This window comes from Nitrospinota bacterium (assembly GCA_027619975.1).
Taxonomy (GTDB): Bacteria; Nitrospinota; Nitrospinia; order Nitrospinales; family VA-1; genus JADFGI01.
Genome location: JAQCGX010000010.1, coordinates 60,155 through 78,629, shown reverse-complemented (window position 1 = coordinate 78,629; position 18,475 = coordinate 60,155). Strand labels below are relative to the sequence as shown.

The following is an 18,475-nucleotide window of genomic DNA, read 5'->3' as shown; positions in this document are numbered from 1 at the left end:
CATTGAAACGCCAAGAGATGTCACAAACTTTAAAAATTAAATTCAAAGCTCTCATTCCTATAGAGGGTGAGATTATCGAAAACGGGGAACTGCTCATCGAGCAGGGTCGTATCGAGGAAATCCGGCAAACGCAGTCAGAAGATAGCGAGTGCCTGGATTTATCCGATCATCTTCTTCTCCCCGGTTTTGTGAACGCTCATTGCCATCTGTCGCTTTCCGCCTTGCATGGCAAGGTTCCGAGATGTGAGAAGTTCACCGATTGGGTGCGGGCGCTTCTTAAAGAAAATATGCAATTATCCGGGGATCAGAGAGTCAAAGCCATGCAGTCAGGAGCGATGGAAATGCTGCGGTCAGGGGTGACGACGCTGGCCGATAGTCTGTCTCAGCCGGAACTGTTGCCGGAATACGCAGCCCTGCCATTCAGGCAGGTTTTGTTTCTGGAAGTATTGGGATTCAAAAAAAGCATGGTCAGGGAAACACTGGATCGAGTGACCTCTGTTTTTGCATCCCAAAATCTCAAAGGGACTTTGTTGAGGCTGGGGCTGGCTCCGCATGCGCCTTATTCCGTATCACCTGAATTATTCAGGGAGCTTAAAAAACTCGCCGCGCGTTACGATTGCCCCACCGCCTGTCATGTGGCGGAATTCTCCGAGGAAGTCCGGTTTATTAAAGAAGGCGGCGGCGATCTGCAAAAATTTCTCGAAGAGCGCGGCGTGATTGACGACGATTGGATGCCGCCGGGGACAAGTCCGGTTCGCTATCTGGATGCCATCGGCGTACTGGATTCGATGATTGCCGTTCACCTGAATCATAGCGACGAGGACCTGGAGTTATTGGCGGCGCGCAATGCGCGGGCGGTGTTTTGTCCGAATAGCAGCCGCTGGTTTGGCCGGACCCAAATCATGCCCGTCCGTCAACTGCTCGACGCCGGCGTGGCGGTGGCGTTGGGGACGGATTCTTTGGCGAGTAACGAATCGCTGAATTTTCTGCGTGAGATTAAGATCGCGGATGCGATGCTGCCTGATGTGTCCCGGCCCGAAATCTTAAAGATGGCGACCGGGGGCGGTGGCCAGGCTCTGGGTCTGCCAACCGGAACCCTCGTTCCCGGCATGAGCGCCGATCTTATTGGGTTTCGCGTGCCACACAAACCAAACGTCTGGGCCGACGTTCCCTTCGAACCCAACCGGGAGCGGGTGGATTTTTCGATGGTGGCGGGAAACGTGGTGATAAAAAATTAGATCATTTGAACCTGTCGTCTACTCGTCATCGCGAGCCGCACCAAGCGGCGCGGCGATCCAGATTTTCTGGATTGCTTCGCTAGGCTCGCAATGACGATCAAATGGTCTCCCTAAAGGAGATCGTGGGGGATTTGACTTTCCTTCCTTGATGGTGAGCTTTATATTGGTTGGCAGAGACTATTTACTGGAGAGTTACGCATGAAGGCACTGGTTCTGGATATCAAGCGCGAGGAGTGGGAATCGACCACCGGCATGAGCAGGGTCGATATCGCCCAACCGCAACTGGACGAATCCAAACGCCCGGAAGATGCCAACAAGGTCATCATCAAACCGCTTTATACGGGGTTCTGCGGATCGGACAAGGGCATCTGGTTTCGCCACTCATTCAAGGATATGATCTTTGACTCTCTGGAAAAAGAAGGCCAGTCGCAACGCATTTGCGGTCACGAGTTGTTGGGTGAAATCGTTGAGACGGGGTCTTATTCCGCCAAGCACTATGGATACAAGCCGGGGGATATCGTTTCCACGGAGTCTCATATTTTTTGTGGCAAGTGTCACCCGTGTCAAATTGGCGACGAGCACGTGTGTTCGGATCATTTGATCATCGGCATTTCAATGGACGGTTGTTTCGCCGAATACGTCAAACTGCCGGCGAAAGAATTGTGGCCGACGGATATCAATGCAATTCGTCCTGAGGTGGCAGCCATTCAGGAACCGTTGGGAAACGCGGTGCATGCCTGTAGCCGGGTCGATCTGCGCGGCAAAACCGTCGCCATTTTCGGATGCGGCACCATCGGGTTGTTTTCTATTCTGGTGGCGCGTGCGATGGGAGCCACCACCATCATCGGTGTGGATCCCAATCCCGACAATCTGAACCGTGCCGAGCAACTGGGTGTGGACCTCACCCTGCATGTGGACCTGGAACGGGTGAAGGAACAGGGAGTCGCGCCCGATACCGAAATGGTGGAAGTCATCCGCAAGCGGTGTTCCGGGGAGGGGGTGGACGTGGCCTTCGAGATGTCCGGAAGCAACCAGGCGTTAAACACCGCCATCGCCGCTACGCGCCGGGGAGGCGATATTATTTTGTTTGGGATTTCCACTGGAGATTTTACTCTGACCGATTTTCAGAACATCATCATGCAGGGTAAAACCCTGCACAGCATCGTCGGGCGCAAGGTGTTTCAGACCTGGTATATCATGAGCAACCTGCTCCAAGCGAAATCCCACCAGTTGCAGGATAAAATTTATGACGTCATCCTGAACCGCGGACAGGGAACGATTGTTCCTTTTGACAAATTCGATCGGGATGTTTTTAACCGCATTGTTCAACAGCATCCAAAAGTAATTTTTAAATTCTAACCATCTGAGATGGGGGAACGTTCATGCCGGAAAGAATGATCGAATTCATTAGAGAGGAATTGGAATCCATTCGTAGCGCCGGATTGTATAAGGATGAACGGGTGCTGAAAAGTCCGCAGCAGGTACATATAAAAACGGCTCGCGGCAAGGTGTTGAATTTTTGCGCCAACAACTACCTGGGGCTTGCCAATCACCCTAAGATCCTTGAGGCGGCCAAAGACGCGCTCGATCAGTACGGATACGGAATGGCATCCGTACGATTCATCTGTGGAACCCAGGAAGTGCACAAGCGTCTCGAGGAGCAGGTCTCTTGTTTTTTAGAAACAGAGGACACGATCCTGTATTCGTCCTGCTTTGACGCCAACGGCGGATTGTTTGAAACCCTGCTGGACAAGGAAGATGCGGTTATCAGCGACCGCTTGAACCATGCCAGCATCATCGATGGTGTGCGCTTGTGCAAGGCCCAGCGGTTTCGTTACAACCATGCCGATATGGATCATCTCGAAACCCAGCTGCAACGCGCCCGGAAACACAGGTTCAGGATCATCGCCACCGACGGGGTGTTCAGCATGGATGGCGATGTCGCTCCTTTGAACGCAATCTGTGACCTGGCGGAACAATACGACGCCAGCGTCATGGTGGACGATTCGCATGCGACGGGTTTTTTTGGTCCCTCGGGAAGAGGCAGTCTGGATTATAAGAACGTCCTGGGCCGGGTGGATATCATCACCTCCACCTTTGGCAAGGCTCTGGGCGGAGCTTCGGGCGGGTTTGTAAGCGGCAGGAAAGAGATTGTAGAGCTTTTGCGGCAACGGTCCCGGCCTTACCTGTTTTCCAACTCCCTGTCACCCGTGATCGCGGCTGTGACGTTGAAGGCCATCGAACTCATTACTCGGTCCGAACATTTATTGAAAAAGTTGCAGGATAATGTGTCGTGGTTCCGAAAGAAAATTACCGAAGCCGGATTTGAAATCAGACCGGGCGATCATCCCATCATTCCGATCATGCTCGGTGACGCCCGTCTGGCGCACGACATGGCCGATCAATTGCTGGCGGAAGGCGTGTATGTAGTCGGCTTCAGTTATCCTGTGGTTCCCAGGGATGCGGCCCGCATTCGCATCCAGATTTCCGCCGCCCACGAAATGGCCGATCTTGAGAAAGCGGTACAGGCCTTTCAAAGGGTCGGTCAACGGCTGAACGTTATTAAACCCTAAAAAATTCTATTAAATAATTTGAAAAATCTGATCACCGGAATTCATGGATTTGCCGCCTCGCATTTGGCGGATTTCCTTTTAGAACAAAACGAAGAAGTGTTTGGCATTGCGCGTTCTCTGGACAATGACCTGAATATAAACCATATTCAGGATCAGATTCAGGTGTCTCTCTGCAATATCCGGGATCGGAGTGCAATTAAAAAAATACTGGAGGCGGTTCGGCCCGATCGCATCTATCACCTCGCTTCTGTGTCATTTGTTCCGCAGGCTGAAAAAGAAGGGGATACTTCTTTCGAGACTATTTTTAATGGGACCTGGAACGTGTTGGAGTCAGTCAGGGAGTTGGGCTTGAATTGCCGGATTCTTAGTGTCGGGTCTTCGGAGGCGTATGGGATGGCGGGAGAAGGTCGAGTGAAAGAGGATAGAGCGTTGCAACCCATTTCCCTTTACGGAGTCAGCAAAGCTGCCGCTGAACTTCTCGCTCATTCTTATTTTGTAAGAGACGGCCTGGATGTGATTCGAACCCGGCCTTACAATCATACGGGGCCCAGGCAGGATTCCCGGTTTGTGTGTTCGTCTTTTGCCCGACAAATCGCGGCAATTGAAAAGGGCGCCAAAGCGGTTATTAAAACGGGAAACCTGGAATCTTATCGGGATTTCATGGATGTCCGGGACACCGTTTCTGCTTACCATGCGATCATGGAGCACGGAAAAGCGGGAGAAGTTTTTAACGTTTGTTCCGGGGAGGTAACGAGCGTGCAGGTTATCCTGGAAACACTCCTTGAAATTTCAGGGGTTTCTATACGGATTGAAACCGATCCGAAGTTATTCCGCGAGGCGAAACCTGTGAGCGCCTTTGGAGATAATTCGTTTTTGAGGCAAAGAACCGGTTGGGGGCCGGAATTTGGTCTTGAGCAAACGTTGTGCGATCTCCTGGATCATTGGCGTGAAATTTTGTAAAACTATCTTTGGGGCAACTCATTAAAGAAAGTAATTTGTTTAATAATGTATTGTTGTGTGGAATTTTTCAAATGACTTGTGATACATTATGAAAAATGTGATTCAGGGTGTTAATTTCCCTATTAAAAGTTTGTCAAGCGTGATAGACTCCGCTTCATAAGTATTCCCCTGAGGTAAAAAACCCATCTACATTTCAAAATTACTTGAAATATTTCGTTTTTAGTTGACAAAAATGAAATGAAGTCAGTAAGATGAGCGTTTTTGCGTTTATTGAGCTGGCATAGCTCAGTTGGTAGAGCAGCTGATTTGTAATCAGCAGGTCGGGGGTTCGATTCCTCTTGCCAGCTCCATCTGATGGTGTGCGCTGGAATTTATTTTATGGGTTCTGGCGGTTCGCGGGCGAAAGTTTTTAGGGGTAGGGTTGTCTTATTTGTTGGTTTTATGGGAATCGTAATTCTCATTAGTCTGGGGAGGTTCCCGAGCGGCCAAAGGGAACAGACTGTAAATCTGTCGGCTTCGCCTTCGGAGGTTCGAATCCTCCCCTCCCCATTTCTGATTTCTGGGAGAGTAAGTAAGCGGGAATAGCTCAGTTGGCTAGAGCGTCAGCCTTCCAAGCTGAGGGTCGCCGGTTCGAGTCCGGTTTCCCGCTCCACCTTAATTTGTGGGGGCGGCTAAGGAGTAGAGATCTTGCCCACGTAGCTCAGGGGTGGAGCACTTCCTTGGTAAGGAAGAGGCCATCGGTTCAAATCCGATCGTGGGCTTTTTTATTTTTTAAGAATTTTCGTGTTATGGTATAGCTCTGGAAGCTATTTTTTGCCCTCGTTTTCCATTGAAAGTTAGGCGGTTATGAGAGATATAATTCATTTGGCATGTGGAGATTGTAAGCGGAAGAATTATTCCACAACCAAAAATAAGAAAAAAACAACGGGTCGTTTGGAATTTAATAAATTTTGTCGGTTTTGCCGAAAGCATACCCCGCACAAGGAAACCAAATAGCGGACGTTGTTGTGAGGAGTCTTGGGCGCTGTTGTCGAACATAGGTCCTGTCAGAATATTGCCAGGGAATTCATACTAGGCCAGTAGCTCGAACGGCTAGAGCACCGGACTCCAAATCTGGGGGTTGTGGGTTCGAATCCCTCCTGGCCTGTTAATAAATTTTGGGGTTGTCGTTGAAATGATATCTAGGGCTGCAAAATTTTTAACGGAAGTCAGGGTTGAGGTGAAAAAGGTCACCTGGCCTTCGAGGAAGGAGGCTATTGGTGGGACGACGGTCGTGGTGATCGTTGTGTTTCTGGTCTCTGTGTTTTTAGGAATTGTGGACGCTTTGTTGTCCAAGATGGTTCAGGGACTCATTAATCTTTAATCTGCTGGGTAATTTATATTGTCAAAACAATGGTATGTGATTCACACCTATTCCGGCTACGAGCGAAAAGTTAAGGTGAGTCTGGAGGAGCAGTTTGATCATTCCGAATTTGGGGATATGTTTGGAGAGATCATTATCCCGACAGAAGAAGTGGTTGAGATGTCTCAGGGGAAGAAGAAAATATCTTCCAGGAAGTTTTTCCCTGGTTATGTGCTGATCAATGTCGAGATGGCTCAGGAGATCTGGTACATGATTAAAAATACCGCAAAAGTCACTGGTTTTTTGGGGGGTGGCGCGTCTCCGGTGCCGTTGTCTGAAAGTGAAATCAAAACGATCATGGATCAGGTTAACGGAGAGTCTGCTCGTCCCAAGCCCAAATTTTCCTTCGATAAGGGAGAGGGTGTGCGGGTAATTGATGGGCCGTTCCTTAATTTCAACGGTGTGGTGGATGATGTGAACCTCGACAAGGGTAAGGTCAGGGTTATGGTTTCCATATTTGGCAGGGCGACCCCTGTTGAATTGGAATTTTCGCAGATAGAAAAAGTTTAAGGTTTTAACGGAAGATTTTTCTATTTTCTAAAGATGGAAGGATGGCGAAGACGTGGCGACTAAAGAAGTAAAAGGGCTGATTAAATTGCAGATTCCTGCGGCGCAGGCGACACCTTCGCCTCCAATTGGGCCGGCGTTGGGTCAGCATGGCGTCAACATCATGGAATTCTGTAAGGCGTTTAACGCCAAGACTCAGGGTCAAGAGGGGATGATAATTCCTGTTGTTATAGAGGTTTATAAAGACAGGAGTTTTAGTTTCATTACGAAATCTCCGCCGGCATCGGTTTTGTTAAAGAAGGCTGCGGGGATTGCAAAAGGTTCTTCTAATCCCAGTAAGGAGTTTGTGGGTCAGGTCACTCTTAAGCAGGTGGAGGAAATTGCCAAGATTAAAATGGAAGATCTTAACGCTCATGATATGGATGCGGCTGTGCGGATTGTTAAAGGTTCGGCTCATAGCATGGGATTAAAAGTTGAAGGTTAACAAGCGTTCAAGGTGAGAGCTCATGGCGAAGCAGGGAAAAAAATTTAAGGAAGCAGTAAAGCAGTTAGACCGCTTGAAAAAATATGAGTTGGTCGAGGCTTTAGGGTTGGTTAAAAATGCTAGTTTTGTGAAGTTTAACGAATCCGTGGATGTGGCGGTCAATCTCGGGGTAGACCCGCGAAAGGCTGACCAGAATATTCGTGGCAGTGTAGTGCTTCCCAAGGGAACCGGAAAGAAATTCAGGGTTTTGGTTTTTGCTAAAGGCGAAAAGGAAGCAGAGGCCAGGGATGCAGGTGCAGAATTCGTTGGCGGTGAGGATATGGTGGAAAAAATCCTGGGAGGCTGGTTGGAATTCGACCGCGTTGTCTCCACTCCGGACATGATGGGTCAGGTGGGTAAGTTGGGGAAGGTTCTGGGTCCCCGTGGAATGATGCCGAATCCTAAAACCGGTACTGTGACGTTTGATGTAAAGAAGGCGATTGAGGAGATTCAGGCTGGAAAGGTTGATTTTCGTGTTGATAAGGGAGGCATCGTTCATGCTCCTCTGGGTAAAGTGGGTTTTTCTGTTGAGGATCTCGCTGAAAACTACCAGGCGCTCATGGCAACCCTTGTTAAGATGAAGCCTTCGTCCAGTAAGGGGCATTATGTGAAGGGTGTATCGGTGTCTGCGACTATGGGCGTCGGGGTCAAGGTGGCTTACGTTTCTTAGATTTGGTTTGTCGGGGAATGCGGTTTCTGGCTCCAGGGGTATTTAGGCGGAACTAAATTGATTGAAAGGTCGGTGTTGTGGCAAATCCAGCGAAGCAGGAAGCGGTAAAAGAATTAAATGAAGTGTTCCAGAAGGCGACGGCTGCTGTTCTGGCGGATTACCAGGGGATCGACGCTCCCAGTATTGCCGAATTGCGATCAACCATGCGTAGCCGTTCCGTCGAGTTTCGAGTCATAAAGAATACCTTGGCAAAACTTGCGGCGAAGAATACATCTTTCGAGGGGCTTGAAGCAAATTTTAAGGGCCCGGTTTCTCTATTTCTGAGTTTCGATGATCCTATCGCTCCTGCGAAAGTTCTGGCGGACTGTAGAAAAGCAAACGCAAAAAAAACACCGAGGGTGATTTGCGGTATGGTGGAAGGTAAGGTTATTTCCGCTGATGAAGTGAAGGCTCTGGCGGATCTGCCTTCGAGGGAGCAGTTGCTTTCGCAAATGCTCTCAGTGTTTCAAGGGCCCACCACCAATTTTGCAGGTGTATTTAGTAGCCTGTTGAGAAAGCTTGTTGGAACTTTGGATGCCGTTCGCGAGAAAAAGTCATCGAATTGAGTTATCGTTTAAAGATTTTCAGTGGGGAAATTCAGTGGTCTTTCCTTGCTGTGGATTAAAATATAATTAATTGCATTTGAAAAAATGATTGTTGAAAGGAGAACGTGATGGCCGTCACTAAAGAGGAAGTGGTTTCCTTTATTGATAGTATGAGCGTGTTGGAAATGTCAGTATTCGTGAAGGAATTGGAAGAAAAGTATGGAGTTACTGCCGCCGCCCCGATGATGGCAATGGCTGCTCCCGCAGGTGGTGCCGCTGAAGCTGCAGAGGAAAAAACGGAATTCGATGTCATTCTGACTGCTGCTGGAGATAAGAAGATTCAGGTGATTAAGGAAGTTCGGGCCATCACCAGCTTAGGGTTGAAGGATGCCAAGGATCTCGTGGAAGGTGCGCCTAAACCTCTTAAAGAAGGTGTTAAAAAAGAAGAGGCTGAGGAGATCAAGAAGAAAATCGAAGAAGCTGGCGGGACTGTTGAGATTAAATAAGGGAGGAATCGTTTGCCTCCAGTTACTGGGGGCTGCAATTCCGTTAAACTTCTCACTCTTGCAAAGGTAAGACAAAACATGCCAGAAAAGCGTTCCCAAAGAGAGATTGGAAACCTTAGGAAAAGACACAATTTTGCCCGTATTCATGTAATCGATGAAATTCCCAACCTGATTGAAATTCAAAAGAAGTCCTTTGAATCTTTTGTTCAATGGGATGTTGCCCCTGACAAGCGAGAAGTCAAAGGCCTGGAAGAGGTTTTTCAGGATGTATTTCCTATCGCCGACTTGAATATAAATGCCCGCCTCGAGTATGTGGGGTTGGAGATTGGGTTGTGGGAGTGCGGTTGCGGAGAGTTTAAAGAGCTCGGCGGCCCTGGGGTGGTATGTCAGAAATGTGGGCAGGAAGTTGCCTACAAAGAAAAGCATAAGCTCAGCGAATGTCGTCAGAAGGGTTTGACATATGCGGACCCCATAAAAATTATGGTCCGGCTGGTTTTGTATGACAGGGAAAGAATTGACGTCACTCCGAAAGTTCTGGAGGGTCTGCTTGGGAGATTTGTTGTTGAGGATGTTAGGATTACCGAAAAGGGTAAGGCCATTGTCCCTGCGCGCACGCTAATTACTGAAGAAGTTGTTCAGAAGCTGTTGGATCAAAAAATTCCGCAGATCACCGTAAACTCTATCCGGGAAGTCAAGGAGCAGAAGATTTTTCTGGGTGAGATGCCGATGATGGGGCCGACCGGAACCTTTTTGATCAACGGCGTGGAACGTGTAATTGTGAGTCAGATGCACCGATCCCCTGGGGCTTTTTTCTCGCATGACAAGGGGAAATCGCATATCAGCGGGAAGGTTCTCTTTTCCGCGCGCATCATTCCAGATCGAGGTTCCTGGGTCGATTTCGAGTTCGATATCAAGGACATCCTGCATGTGAAGATCGACAGGCGTCGTAAGCTTCCGGCGACCATATTGCTGCAAGCCTTTGGCATGGGCAATAAGGAAATCCTGGAGACATTTTACACGATTGAAAAGGTCAATATTTCCGCCAAGGATTCCAGGTTTACAATGAACTCAAAAAACCTGTTGATTGGTTTGAAAGTTCTGGAAGATATCATTGATCCCACGACCAATAACGTTATCCTGAAGGCCAATAAAAAGGTAACGCCGGCGGTTGCCAAGAAAATTTCCCGGTTAGCCAAATCAACCAAAGTCGAAGTTGATGAAGAAGGGCTGATCGGTCGCTTTCTGTTTGAGGAGATTGTTAATAAGGAAACCGGGGAGATTTTTGCCGATGTCAATCAGCCGATTACGGTCGCTGTCCTCGAATTTTTAAAAGAGAATAAGTTTACCGAGATTCAAATTCTGCGTATCGATGAAGATGATACCGATACGGCGCTTCGTGACACCCTGGCTGCGGGAAAGATCGATTCGCAGGAAGATGCCATTCGTGAAATCTACAAGCGGTTGCGTCCTGGTGATCCGCCAACACCAGAAATAGCCAAATCTCTTTTCGCTAATTTATTTTCCAATCCCAAGCGCTACAACCTCTCGGTTGTGGGCCGCATCAAGATGAACCAGAAATTCGGCCTGGATATCCCATTGGATAACCGGTTGTTGAATTTAGAGGATCTCAAGGCGGTCGTGAAATATATTCTCGACTTGAGAAATGGAATCGGCCAGATAGATGATATTGACCATTTGGGCAATCGTCGGGTTCGTGCCGTCGGTGAATCGCTGGAGAACCAGTTTCGCGTGGGTTTGGTTCGGATGGAGCGGGCCATCATTGAGCGGATGTCTATTCAGGACCTGGAAGTTTCCATGCCGCATGACCTGATCAATTCGAAGCCAGTCACGGCAGCGATCAAGGAATTTTACGGCAGCAGTCAGTTGTCGCAATTTATGGATCAAACGAATCCGTTGTCCGAGGTCACCCACAAGCGGCGTCTGAGTGCACTGGGGCCGGGAGGCTTGACCCGGGAGCGAGCCGGGTTTGAGGTTCGGGATGTTCATCCGACGCATTATGGACGTATCTGTCCGATTGAAACGCCGGAGGGGCCTAATATCGGTTTGATCGCTTCTCTCAGCACCTATGCCAGGGTCAACGAGTACGGATTCATTGAAACCCCATATCGAAAAGTTGAAAAAGGTTATGCCAAGAGCAAGATTGAATTTCACACCGCGTTGGTGGAAGATCAGTTTATCATCGCTCAGGCTAATGCCGAACTGGATGAAAATAAGAAGTTTGTTAATGAGATCATTTCGGCGCGTAAAGGTGGAGATTTTATTCTTTCGCCCAGTGACACTGTGGACTATATGGATGTGTCGCCCAAGCAGTTGATCAGTGTCGCCGCTTCACTCATTCCTTTTTTAGAGAACGACGATGCCAACCGCGCATTGATGGGTTCCAACATGCAGCGGCAGGCGGTGCCTTTGCTTCAGGCCGAGGCTCCTTTGGTGGGCACGGGAATGGAAGTGATGGTTGCGCACGACTCCGGCGCCGTGATTATTGCGGAAAATGATGGAGAAGTGATCAGTGCCGATGCGACCCGGATTGTGGTTCGCACGCAGAATAAGAAAAAGGGTTCTGTTAAAAACAAGCTCAGTCGCTTGGCCGACTCGAATGTGGATATCTATACCCTGAGTAAATATCAACGCTCAAATCAAAACACTTGTGTCAATCAAAAGCCGCTGGTCGTTACCGGTATGAAGGTTAAGGAAGGCGATGTTCTTGCCGACGGACCTTCAACGGATCGTGGCGAGTTGGCGCTGGGGCGAAATGCGCTGGTGGCATTCATGCCCTGGGATGGTTACAACTTTGAGGATGCGATCATTGTTGGCGAGCGATTGGTTCGGGAGGACATTTATACGTCCATTCATATTGAAGAGTTTGAAGTCGAAGCCCGGGACACCAAGCAGGGCAAAGAAGAAATCACCCGCGATATTTCCAACGTCGGTGAAGAGGCTCTCAAAAACCTGGACGACAGTGGCATCATCCGTGTTGGCGCCTCGGTCAAGGCAAACGATATCCTGGTTGGCAAGGTGACGCCAAAGGGCGAAACCCAACTCAGCCCGGAAGAGAAACTCCTCAAGGCTATTTTCGGTGAAAAGGCGGGGGATGTGCGCGACACCTCCCTGCGTGTGCCGCCGGGTGTTTCAGGGGTCGTAATAGATGTGAAAGTCTTTTCCCGTAAAGGCGTTGACAAGGATTCCCGGACGTTGTCCATTGAAGAAGAGGAAATCAGCCGCATTGAAAAAGATTTCAATGATGAAATTAGAATTGTCAGAAGCGAGACTGAAAAAGGGATCATCAATTTGCTATCTGGCAAGCCCGCCGCGAAAGCCTTTACCCTGGGCAGTCATAGTTTTAAAAAAGGCGATGTGATTTCTGAAGAGGTCTTGAAAGGATTCCGGCTTAAGGATCTGGTGAAAGTTTCCGCCAAAGATGTGGATGTGGACCAATTGAAGGCTATAGAAGGCACTTGTGGAGACCAGGTTCATATTCTTAAAACCATGATGGATGATAAAATTACCCGATTGAAAAAGGGTGATGATCTGGCGCCTGGAGTCATCAAGATGGTCAAGGTGTTCATGGCCATGAAGCGTAAATTGCAGGTCGGAGACAAGATGGCGGGGCGGCATGGAAACAAGGGTGTCGTGTCGAAAATCGTTCCCGAAGAAGATTTGCCCTATATGGCGGATGGCACGCCCATTGAGCTTATTTTGAATCCGCTCGGCGTTCCGTCGCGAATGAATGTGGGGCAGATTCTGGAAACAAACCTGGGTATGGCGGCGAAAGCAACAGGGAAGCACATGGCGACCCCGGTGTTTGATGGCGCCAAGGAAGAAGAAATCCGTGCCCTTCTTAAAGAGGGGGGTTGTTCCGAAACCGGAAAAGTGACCCTGTATGATGGGCGCTCAGGAAATCCCTTCCGCCAGGAAGTGATGGTGGGGTACATCTATATGCTCAAGCTTCACCACCTTGTGGATGATAAAATCCATGCGCGTTCTACAGGTCCGTACTCTCTTGTCACTCAGCAGCCCTTGGGAGGAAAGGCCCAGTTTGGCGGCCAGCGACTCGGGGAAATGGAGGTCTGGGCCCTGGAAGCCTACGGCGCGGCTTATACATTGCAGGAAATGTTGACGGTAAAATCCGACGATGTTGAAGGCCGTAAGCGCATGTATGAATCGATCGTAAAAGGTGACACCAATTTGAACCCCAGCTTGCCTGAATCGTTCAATGTTCTCGTCAAGGAGTTGCAGAGTCTGGCGATGGACGTGGAATTGATTGAATCCGAAAAATAAAGTTTCAAACCGAATCCAACCCGCAAGGGTAGAAAATTATATTTATAAATCCTCTTTAGGAGATAAACCTGGTGGATAGCTTTACATTATTTGAAAAGCCCAAAAATCCCATCATGTTTGACGCTATGCGCATTCGCCTGGCGTCACCCGAGAAAATTCGTTCCTGGTCGTATGGAGAAGTAAAGAAGCCCGAAACCATCAACTATCGGACATTCAAGCCTGAGAGGGATGGGCTGTTCTGCGCGAAAATATTTGGCCCGGTCAAGGACTGGGAATGCAACTGCGGCAAGTACAAGCGCATGAAGCACAAAGGCGTGGTTTGTGAAAAATGTGGCGTGGAAGTTATCCTGTCAAAAGTTCGCAGGGAGCGGATGGGCCATATTGAGCTTGCCAGCCCAGTGGCTCATATCTGGTACTTCAAAGGTCTGCCCAGCCGTTTGGGACACATTCTCGATATCAGCCTGAAAGATCTGGAAAGGATCATCTACTTCGAAAACTATGTGGTGATCGATCCCGGTGATTCGGATCTCAAAGAGGGGCAGTTGCTGACGGAGGAGGAGTATCGTGAAAATGAACTCGAATTTGCTGATACCTTTAAAGCCAGTATTGGGGCCGAAGGTGTTCTGGATCTATTGAAACAGATCAATTTGGAAGAATTGGCGGTCACCCTCAAAGAAGACATGCTGACCACCAAGTCGGTCATGAACAAGAGAAAATACGCCAAGCGGCTGAAGATCGTCGAGGCCTTCCGAAAATCGGGGAACAAGCCGGAATGGATGATTCTAAAGATCATCCCGGTAATTCCACCGGAATTGCGACCCCTGGTGCCATTGGATGGCGGCAGGTTTGCCACATCGGACCTGAACGATCTTTATCGAAGAGTTATTAACAGAAACAACCGGCTGAAAAGGCTGCAGGAGCTGAAAGCCCCGCAGATCATCATTCGCAACGAAAAGCGCATGTTGCAGGAGGCGGTGTCTGCACTGTTCGACAACGGCAGACGCGGCAGAACCCTGCGTGGCACCAATAAGCGCCCCTTGAAATCCTTGAGCGATATGTTGAAGGGAAAGCAAGGTCGGTTCCGCCAGAATCTTCTCGGAAAACGAGTGGATTACTCAGGCCGGTCTGTTATCGTCGTGGGGCCGGAATTAAAATTTCATCAATGCGGTTTGCCTAAAAAAATGGCGCTGGAGCTGTTCAAGCCTTTTATTTTTAATCGGCTTGAGCAAAAGGGTTATGCCGCCACGATAAAAACAGCAAAAAAGATGGTCGAGCAGGAGCGTTCCGAAGTGTGGGAAGTTCTTGAGGAGGTAGTGCAGGATCATCCGATCCTTCTGAACCGCGCGCCCACGTTGCATCGTCTGGGAATACAGGCGTTCATGCCCATTCTCATAGAAGGCAAGGCGATACAGCTTCATCCTCTGGTTTGTACCGCTTTCAACGCCGATTTTGATGGCGATCAAATGGCAGTTCATGTCCCTTTGTCCATGGAGGCGAGGGTCGAATGTAAATTGCTGCTGATGTCGTCCAACAATATTTTGTCTCCGTCGAATGGTCGGCCCATTGCTGTGCCCTCTCAGGACATTGTTTTGGGATGTTATTACATGACCAAGATTCGTGGCGGAATGAAGGGAGAGGGAAAAGTCTTCTCGTCACCTAAAGAAGTGATTACCGCCTACGATCACGATGCGCTCGATCTTCAAGCCCGTATTCTGGTAAGAATTGACAAGGAACTGGTCCAGACCACGACTGGCCGTGTCATTATGGGAGAAATATTACCTAAGGGAATGCCGTTTTCTGTAGTGAACCGGCTGTTGGACAAGAAATCTCTTTCCGACCTGATTTCCCAGACCTTTCTGCGTATGGGCCGTGAAAAAACCGTGATCCTGCTTGATGGTGTTAAATCTCTGGGCTTTAAATACGCGACCGAGGCGGGTCTGACCATTTCGATGGACCAAATGCGCATCCCGCAGGCAAAAAACAAACTGGTCAGTCAGACCAATGAAGAGGTTCTCAAGGTATACAATCAATATCGCGACGGACTCATCACCAATGGTGAGCGCTACAATAAAGTTATCGATATCTGGGCGCATGTGACCGAAAAAGTATCTGAAGAAATGTTTCGGGAGCTGGAGGAAGAGGATGAAAAAATCGGATCCGGTGAAATGGATAAGAATTTCAACTCCATCTTTATCATGGCGGATTCGGGCGCCAGGGGAAGCGCACAACAGCTTCGTCAATTGGCGGGAATGCGCGGCCTGATGGCCAAGCCGTCTGGCGAAATCATTGAAACCCCTATTACAGCAAATTTCCGTGAAGGCTTGTCGGTGATCCAGTATTTTATTTCGACGCATGGAGCGCGAAAGGGACTGGCCGATACGGCGCTGAAAACCGCGAACTCAGGCTATTTGACCCGGCGTCTGGTGGATGTTGCCCAGGATATTATTATTCAGGAAGATGATTGCGGAACCATGAAAGGGGCGCTTGTGTCCTCCCTCGTAGAGGCGGGTGAGATCATCCAGCCCCTTAATGAGAGAATCCTTGGGCGTACGACTCTGGAAGATGTTATCGATCCTTTCACCAATGAAGTGCTGATGAGCGCAAATGAACTGCTCGATGAAGCCAAGGTAGAGGCCATTGATAATGCTGGCATTGAAAGCGTTTGGATCCGCTCTTGTCTCACCTGCGAATCAACACACGGAATCTGCATTAAATGTTACGGCCGCAATATGGCGACACTGGACTGGGCGGAAGTGGGAGAGCCTGTAGGTGTTATCGCCGCGCAATCCATCGGCGAACCGGGAACTCAGCTCACCATGCGAACGTTCCATATCGGTGGAACTGCGAGCCGCGTGGTGGAGCAAACCACCCTGAGCGCCAAGAGGAGCGGGGTGGCCAGGTACAAGGGACTGCGCACCATCAAGAACAACCGGGGCGATATCATTGTTATGAATCGGAATGGGCACCTGATCATTCAGGATGAGAATGGTCGGGAAAAAGAAAAATATTCCGTGGTTTATGGAGCCAAGTTAAAAGTCATAGACGGCCAAGAAGTGCAGAAAAGTCAAACCCTGGTGGAATGGGATCCATACACCAATTCCATTCTAACGGAAGTAGATGGCACGATCGCCTTTGGAGATATCATAGAAGGCCTGACCATGAAAGAGGATTTCGATGAGATTACCGGTTTGTCCACCAAGGTCATCGTAAGCCACAGGGATGAAAAGAAACAACCGCGAATCTCAATCAAGGACGCGCAAGGTGAAACCGTCCGCAGGTACCTTCTTCCAGCAGGGGCGAACGTCCATGTTCACGAAGGGGATACGGTCAATGCCGGCGATGTTATCGTCAAGATACCTCGGGAATCGGCTAAGACAAAGGATATTACTGGCGGGCTTCCTCGGGTAGCCGAGTTGTTTGAGGCCAGAAAGCCGCATGAGCAGGCCACGATCTCGGAAATTTCGGGAAAGGTAAAGTTTGGTGGTTTTGTCAAGGGAATGAGGAAAGTCATTATCGTGAGCGAATCCGGTGAGGAATGCGAGTACCTGATTCCCCGTGGAAAGCACATCAATGTCCATGAGGACGACGAAGTGGTTGCAGGTGAAGCCCTGATGGATGGAGCCTCTAACCCGCATGACATTCTGAGGGTATTGGGAGAAAAGGAACTGCAGAATTACCTCGTTAACGAAGTTCAGGAGGTTTATCGATTGCAGGGTGTTGCCATCAACGACAAGCATATTGAAGTTATCGTCCGCCAGATGCTCAGGCATCTTGTTGTCGAGGATCCTGGTGAAACGGATTTCCTGGTGGGCGAGCAGGTGACCAAAAAAATATTCAATAAAGCAAACCAGGAAGCAATCAAGAATAAGAAGAAACCCGCTAAAGGCGTGGCGGTTCTCCTGGGGATCACAAAATCCTCTTTGAGTACCGAAAGTTTTATATCGGCGGCTTCCTTCCAGGAAACGACCCGGGTATTGACAGAGGTCAGTGTCAGCGGCAAGCGGGACAACCTGCAAGGGCTGAAAGAAAATGTCATTATGGGACGCCTGATTCCAGCGGGTACGGGATGCGCAGCCTATATGGGAATCCGCATTGAAGAACCGGAAATTGAAGAAGCCGAAAAGAAAATTGAAGAGATTCCTTTGGAAGTGGAATAAACATTATAATATGAGCGTATTTTGCTTGACTCGTCGAGAAATAATGATAGAATCATCCACTTTCACGCCTCGAACAATCGAATAATAACCATTTGATTTTATTGCGGCATCTGGCGCCTGCTTCAGGCGATCCGGTGTTCCTGTGGTTATTTTTAAGGAGAGTAACCTTTGCCTACAATCAATCAACTAGTCCGGTCGGGCCGAAAGACGCCGATCAAGAAAACCGCGAGCCCGGCCTTGAAGTCATGTCCTCAGAAGAGAGGCGTGTGTGTGAGGGTTTATACCTCCACTCCCAAAAAGCCAAATTCAGCATTGCGGAAGGTTGCTCGAGTTCGCTTGACGAATGGTATGGAAGTGACTACTTATATCCCCGGTGTGGGGCATAATTTGCAGGAGCATTCCATAGTTGTGATTCGGGGAGGTCGTGTGAAAGATCTTCCCGGGGTCCGTTATCATGTTGTGAGGGGATTGCTCGACACCTTGGGTGTGGAGAGTCGGAAGCAGAGTCGATCCAAGTACGGAACTAAAAGGCCGAAAGCCTCTTAAATATAATTTGTAAGTTAATTTAACCGAATCGGAAGTCATGGCAAGAAGACGAGAAGCTCAAAAAAGAAAAGTTTCCCCGGATCCTAAGTACAACGATATCCTTGTCGGGCGGTTTATTAATAGCCTTCTTAAGGCGGGGAAGAAAAGTCTGGCTGAGAGAATTTTCTACACCGCGTTGACTGCTGTTGAGGAGAAGATTAAGGAAGATCCTGTTATGGTCTTTCGCAAGGCTATAAACAATGCCTCTCCTATGCTGGAGGTTCGGTCTAGGCGAGTGGGTGGCGCTACCTACCAGGTTCCCGTAGAGGTGAATGAGAGTCGGCGAATTGCTCTAAGTATTCGTTGGATGATTCAGAATGCGAGATCACGGGCTGGAAAGACCATGTCGGAAAAGCTGACAGGGGAAATTGTGGACGCGTACAATAATGCCGGTGGCGCGATAAAGAAGCGGGAAGAAGTTCATCGCATGGCGGAAGCTAATAAGGCGTTTGCCCACTATCGTTGGTAATT

The 18,475-nt window shown here is 49.0% G+C and carries 15 protein-coding genes and 5 tRNA genes; all 20 read left to right on the top strand.

The features are described from left to right. Nucleotides 1-17: 17 nt before the first annotated feature. The 20 genes from O3C58_05460 (at nucleotide 18) to rpsG (ending at nucleotide 18,473) form a co-directional block, all read left to right on the top strand. Nucleotides 18-1,238, top strand: a complete 1,221-nt coding sequence (locus O3C58_05460; GenBank protein MDA0691306.1) for an amidohydrolase family protein — start codon at nucleotides 18-20, stop codon at nucleotides 1,236-1,238. A gap of 198 nt (nucleotides 1,239-1,436) precedes the next feature. Beyond that, on the top strand, nucleotides 1,437-2,597 hold the full coding sequence (locus O3C58_05455) for a zinc-binding dehydrogenase (protein ID MDA0691305.1): 1,161 nt from the start codon (nucleotides 1,437-1,439) through the stop codon (nucleotides 2,595-2,597). A 23-nt stretch (nucleotides 2,598-2,620) separates the two neighbouring features. Next, nucleotides 2,621-3,811 carry a glycine C-acetyltransferase gene (locus O3C58_05450; protein MDA0691304.1) on the top strand — a complete coding sequence of 397 codons (1,191 nt, stop codon included), beginning with the start codon at nucleotides 2,621-2,623 and terminating at the stop codon, nucleotides 3,809-3,811. A gap of 18 nt (nucleotides 3,812-3,829) precedes the next feature. After that, a complete protein-coding gene (locus O3C58_05445; protein MDA0691303.1) occupies nucleotides 3,830-4,771 on the top strand; it encodes a GDP-mannose 4,6-dehydratase in 942 nt (313 codons plus the stop codon). 274 nt (nucleotides 4,772-5,045) lie between these two features. Beyond that, nucleotides 5,046-5,121 (top strand) — tRNA-Thr (locus O3C58_05440). A gap of 117 nt (nucleotides 5,122-5,238) precedes the next feature. Further along, nucleotides 5,239-5,320 (top strand) — tRNA-Tyr (locus O3C58_05435). A 26-nt stretch (nucleotides 5,321-5,346) separates the two neighbouring features. Beyond that, a tRNA-Gly gene (locus tag O3C58_05430) sits at nucleotides 5,347-5,423 on the top strand. Nucleotides 5,424-5,460: 37 nt separating this feature from the next. Further along, nucleotides 5,461-5,532, top strand: a tRNA-Thr gene (locus O3C58_05425). Nucleotides 5,533-5,617: 85 nt separating this feature from the next. Continuing rightward, nucleotides 5,618-5,767 (top strand): 50S ribosomal protein L33, encoded by a 150-nt coding sequence (rpmG, locus tag O3C58_05420; protein MDA0691302.1) that lies wholly within the window; start codon nucleotides 5,618-5,620, stop codon nucleotides 5,765-5,767. Between the two features lie 77 nt (nucleotides 5,768-5,844). Continuing rightward, nucleotides 5,845-5,918: transfer RNA gene (locus O3C58_05415), tRNA-Trp, on the top strand. A gap of 27 nt (nucleotides 5,919-5,945) precedes the next feature. Next, nucleotides 5,946-6,134 (top strand): preprotein translocase subunit SecE, encoded by a 189-nt coding sequence (gene secE, locus O3C58_05410; protein ID MDA0691301.1) that lies wholly within the window; start codon nucleotides 5,946-5,948, stop codon nucleotides 6,132-6,134. A gap of 18 nt (nucleotides 6,135-6,152) precedes the next feature. Next, a complete protein-coding gene (gene nusG, locus O3C58_05405) occupies nucleotides 6,153-6,683 on the top strand; it encodes a transcription termination/antitermination protein NusG (protein MDA0691300.1) in 531 nt (176 codons plus the stop codon). 52 nt (nucleotides 6,684-6,735) lie between these two features. Next, nucleotides 6,736-7,164, top strand: a complete 429-nt coding sequence (gene rplK, locus O3C58_05400) for a 50S ribosomal protein L11 (protein MDA0691299.1) — start codon at nucleotides 6,736-6,738, stop codon at nucleotides 7,162-7,164. Between the two features lie 22 nt (nucleotides 7,165-7,186). Beyond that, the gene (rplA, locus tag O3C58_05395; protein ID MDA0691298.1) at nucleotides 7,187-7,873 is read left to right on the top strand and encodes a 50S ribosomal protein L1; all 687 of its coding nucleotides are present in this window, start codon (nucleotides 7,187-7,189) and stop codon (nucleotides 7,871-7,873) included. 77 nt (nucleotides 7,874-7,950) lie between these two features. After that, nucleotides 7,951-8,478, top strand: coding sequence for a 50S ribosomal protein L10 (rplJ, locus tag O3C58_05390; GenBank protein ID MDA0691297.1), 528 nt, complete (start codon nucleotides 7,951-7,953; stop codon nucleotides 8,476-8,478). Between the two features lie 107 nt (nucleotides 8,479-8,585). Beyond that, complete coding sequence (rplL, locus tag O3C58_05385) at nucleotides 8,586-8,963, top strand: 50S ribosomal protein L7/L12 (protein ID MDA0691296.1); 378 nt, start codon at nucleotides 8,586-8,588, stop codon at nucleotides 8,961-8,963. 78 nt (nucleotides 8,964-9,041) lie between these two features. Then, entirely contained in the window at nucleotides 9,042-13,262 is a 4,221-nt protein-coding gene (gene rpoB, locus O3C58_05380) for a DNA-directed RNA polymerase subunit beta (protein MDA0691295.1), read from the top strand. A gap of 113 nt (nucleotides 13,263-13,375) precedes the next feature. Beyond that, nucleotides 13,376-17,419: a DNA-directed RNA polymerase subunit beta' gene (gene rpoC / locus O3C58_05375; GenBank protein MDA0691294.1), complete on the top strand. Its 4,044-nt coding sequence runs from the start codon at nucleotides 13,376-13,378 to the stop codon at nucleotides 17,417-17,419. A 168-nt stretch (nucleotides 17,420-17,587) separates the two neighbouring features. Further along, nucleotides 17,588-17,965: a 30S ribosomal protein S12 gene (gene rpsL / locus O3C58_05370; protein ID MDA0691293.1), complete on the top strand. Its 378-nt coding sequence runs from the start codon at nucleotides 17,588-17,590 to the stop codon at nucleotides 17,963-17,965. A gap of 37 nt (nucleotides 17,966-18,002) precedes the next feature. Further along, nucleotides 18,003-18,473 carry a 30S ribosomal protein S7 gene (rpsG, locus tag O3C58_05365; GenBank protein MDA0691292.1) on the top strand — a complete coding sequence of 157 codons (471 nt, stop codon included), beginning with the start codon at nucleotides 18,003-18,005 and terminating at the stop codon, nucleotides 18,471-18,473. Nucleotides 18,474-18,475: the final 2 nt, after the last annotated feature.

Excerpts from the sequence above, each read along its gene's own strand:
- O3C58_05460 (MDA0691306.1), top strand. The coding sequence starts at position 18 with ATGTCACAAACTTTAAAAATTAAATTCAAAGCTCTCATTCCTATAGAG.
- O3C58_05455 (MDA0691305.1), top strand. The coding sequence starts at position 1,437 with ATGAAGGCACTGGTTCTGGATATCAAGCGCGAGGAGTGGGAATCGACC.
- O3C58_05450 (MDA0691304.1), top strand. The coding sequence starts at position 2,621 with ATGCCGGAAAGAATGATCGAATTCATTAGAGAGGAATTGGAATCCATT.
- rpmG (MDA0691302.1), top strand. The coding sequence starts at position 5,618 with ATGAGAGATATAATTCATTTGGCATGTGGAGATTGTAAGCGGAAGAAT.
- secE (MDA0691301.1), top strand. The coding sequence starts at position 5,946 with ATGATATCTAGGGCTGCAAAATTTTTAACGGAAGTCAGGGTTGAGGTG.
- rplA (MDA0691298.1), top strand. The coding sequence starts at position 7,187 with ATGGCGAAGCAGGGAAAAAAATTTAAGGAAGCAGTAAAGCAGTTAGAC.
- rplL (MDA0691296.1), top strand. The coding sequence starts at position 8,586 with ATGGCCGTCACTAAAGAGGAAGTGGTTTCCTTTATTGATAGTATGAGC.
- rpoB (MDA0691295.1), top strand. The coding sequence starts at position 9,042 with ATGCCAGAAAAGCGTTCCCAAAGAGAGATTGGAAACCTTAGGAAAAGA.
- rpoC (MDA0691294.1), top strand. The coding sequence starts at position 13,376 with ATGTTTGACGCTATGCGCATTCGCCTGGCGTCACCCGAGAAAATTCGT.
- rpsG (MDA0691292.1), top strand. The coding sequence starts at position 18,003 with ATGGCAAGAAGACGAGAAGCTCAAAAAAGAAAAGTTTCCCCGGATCCT.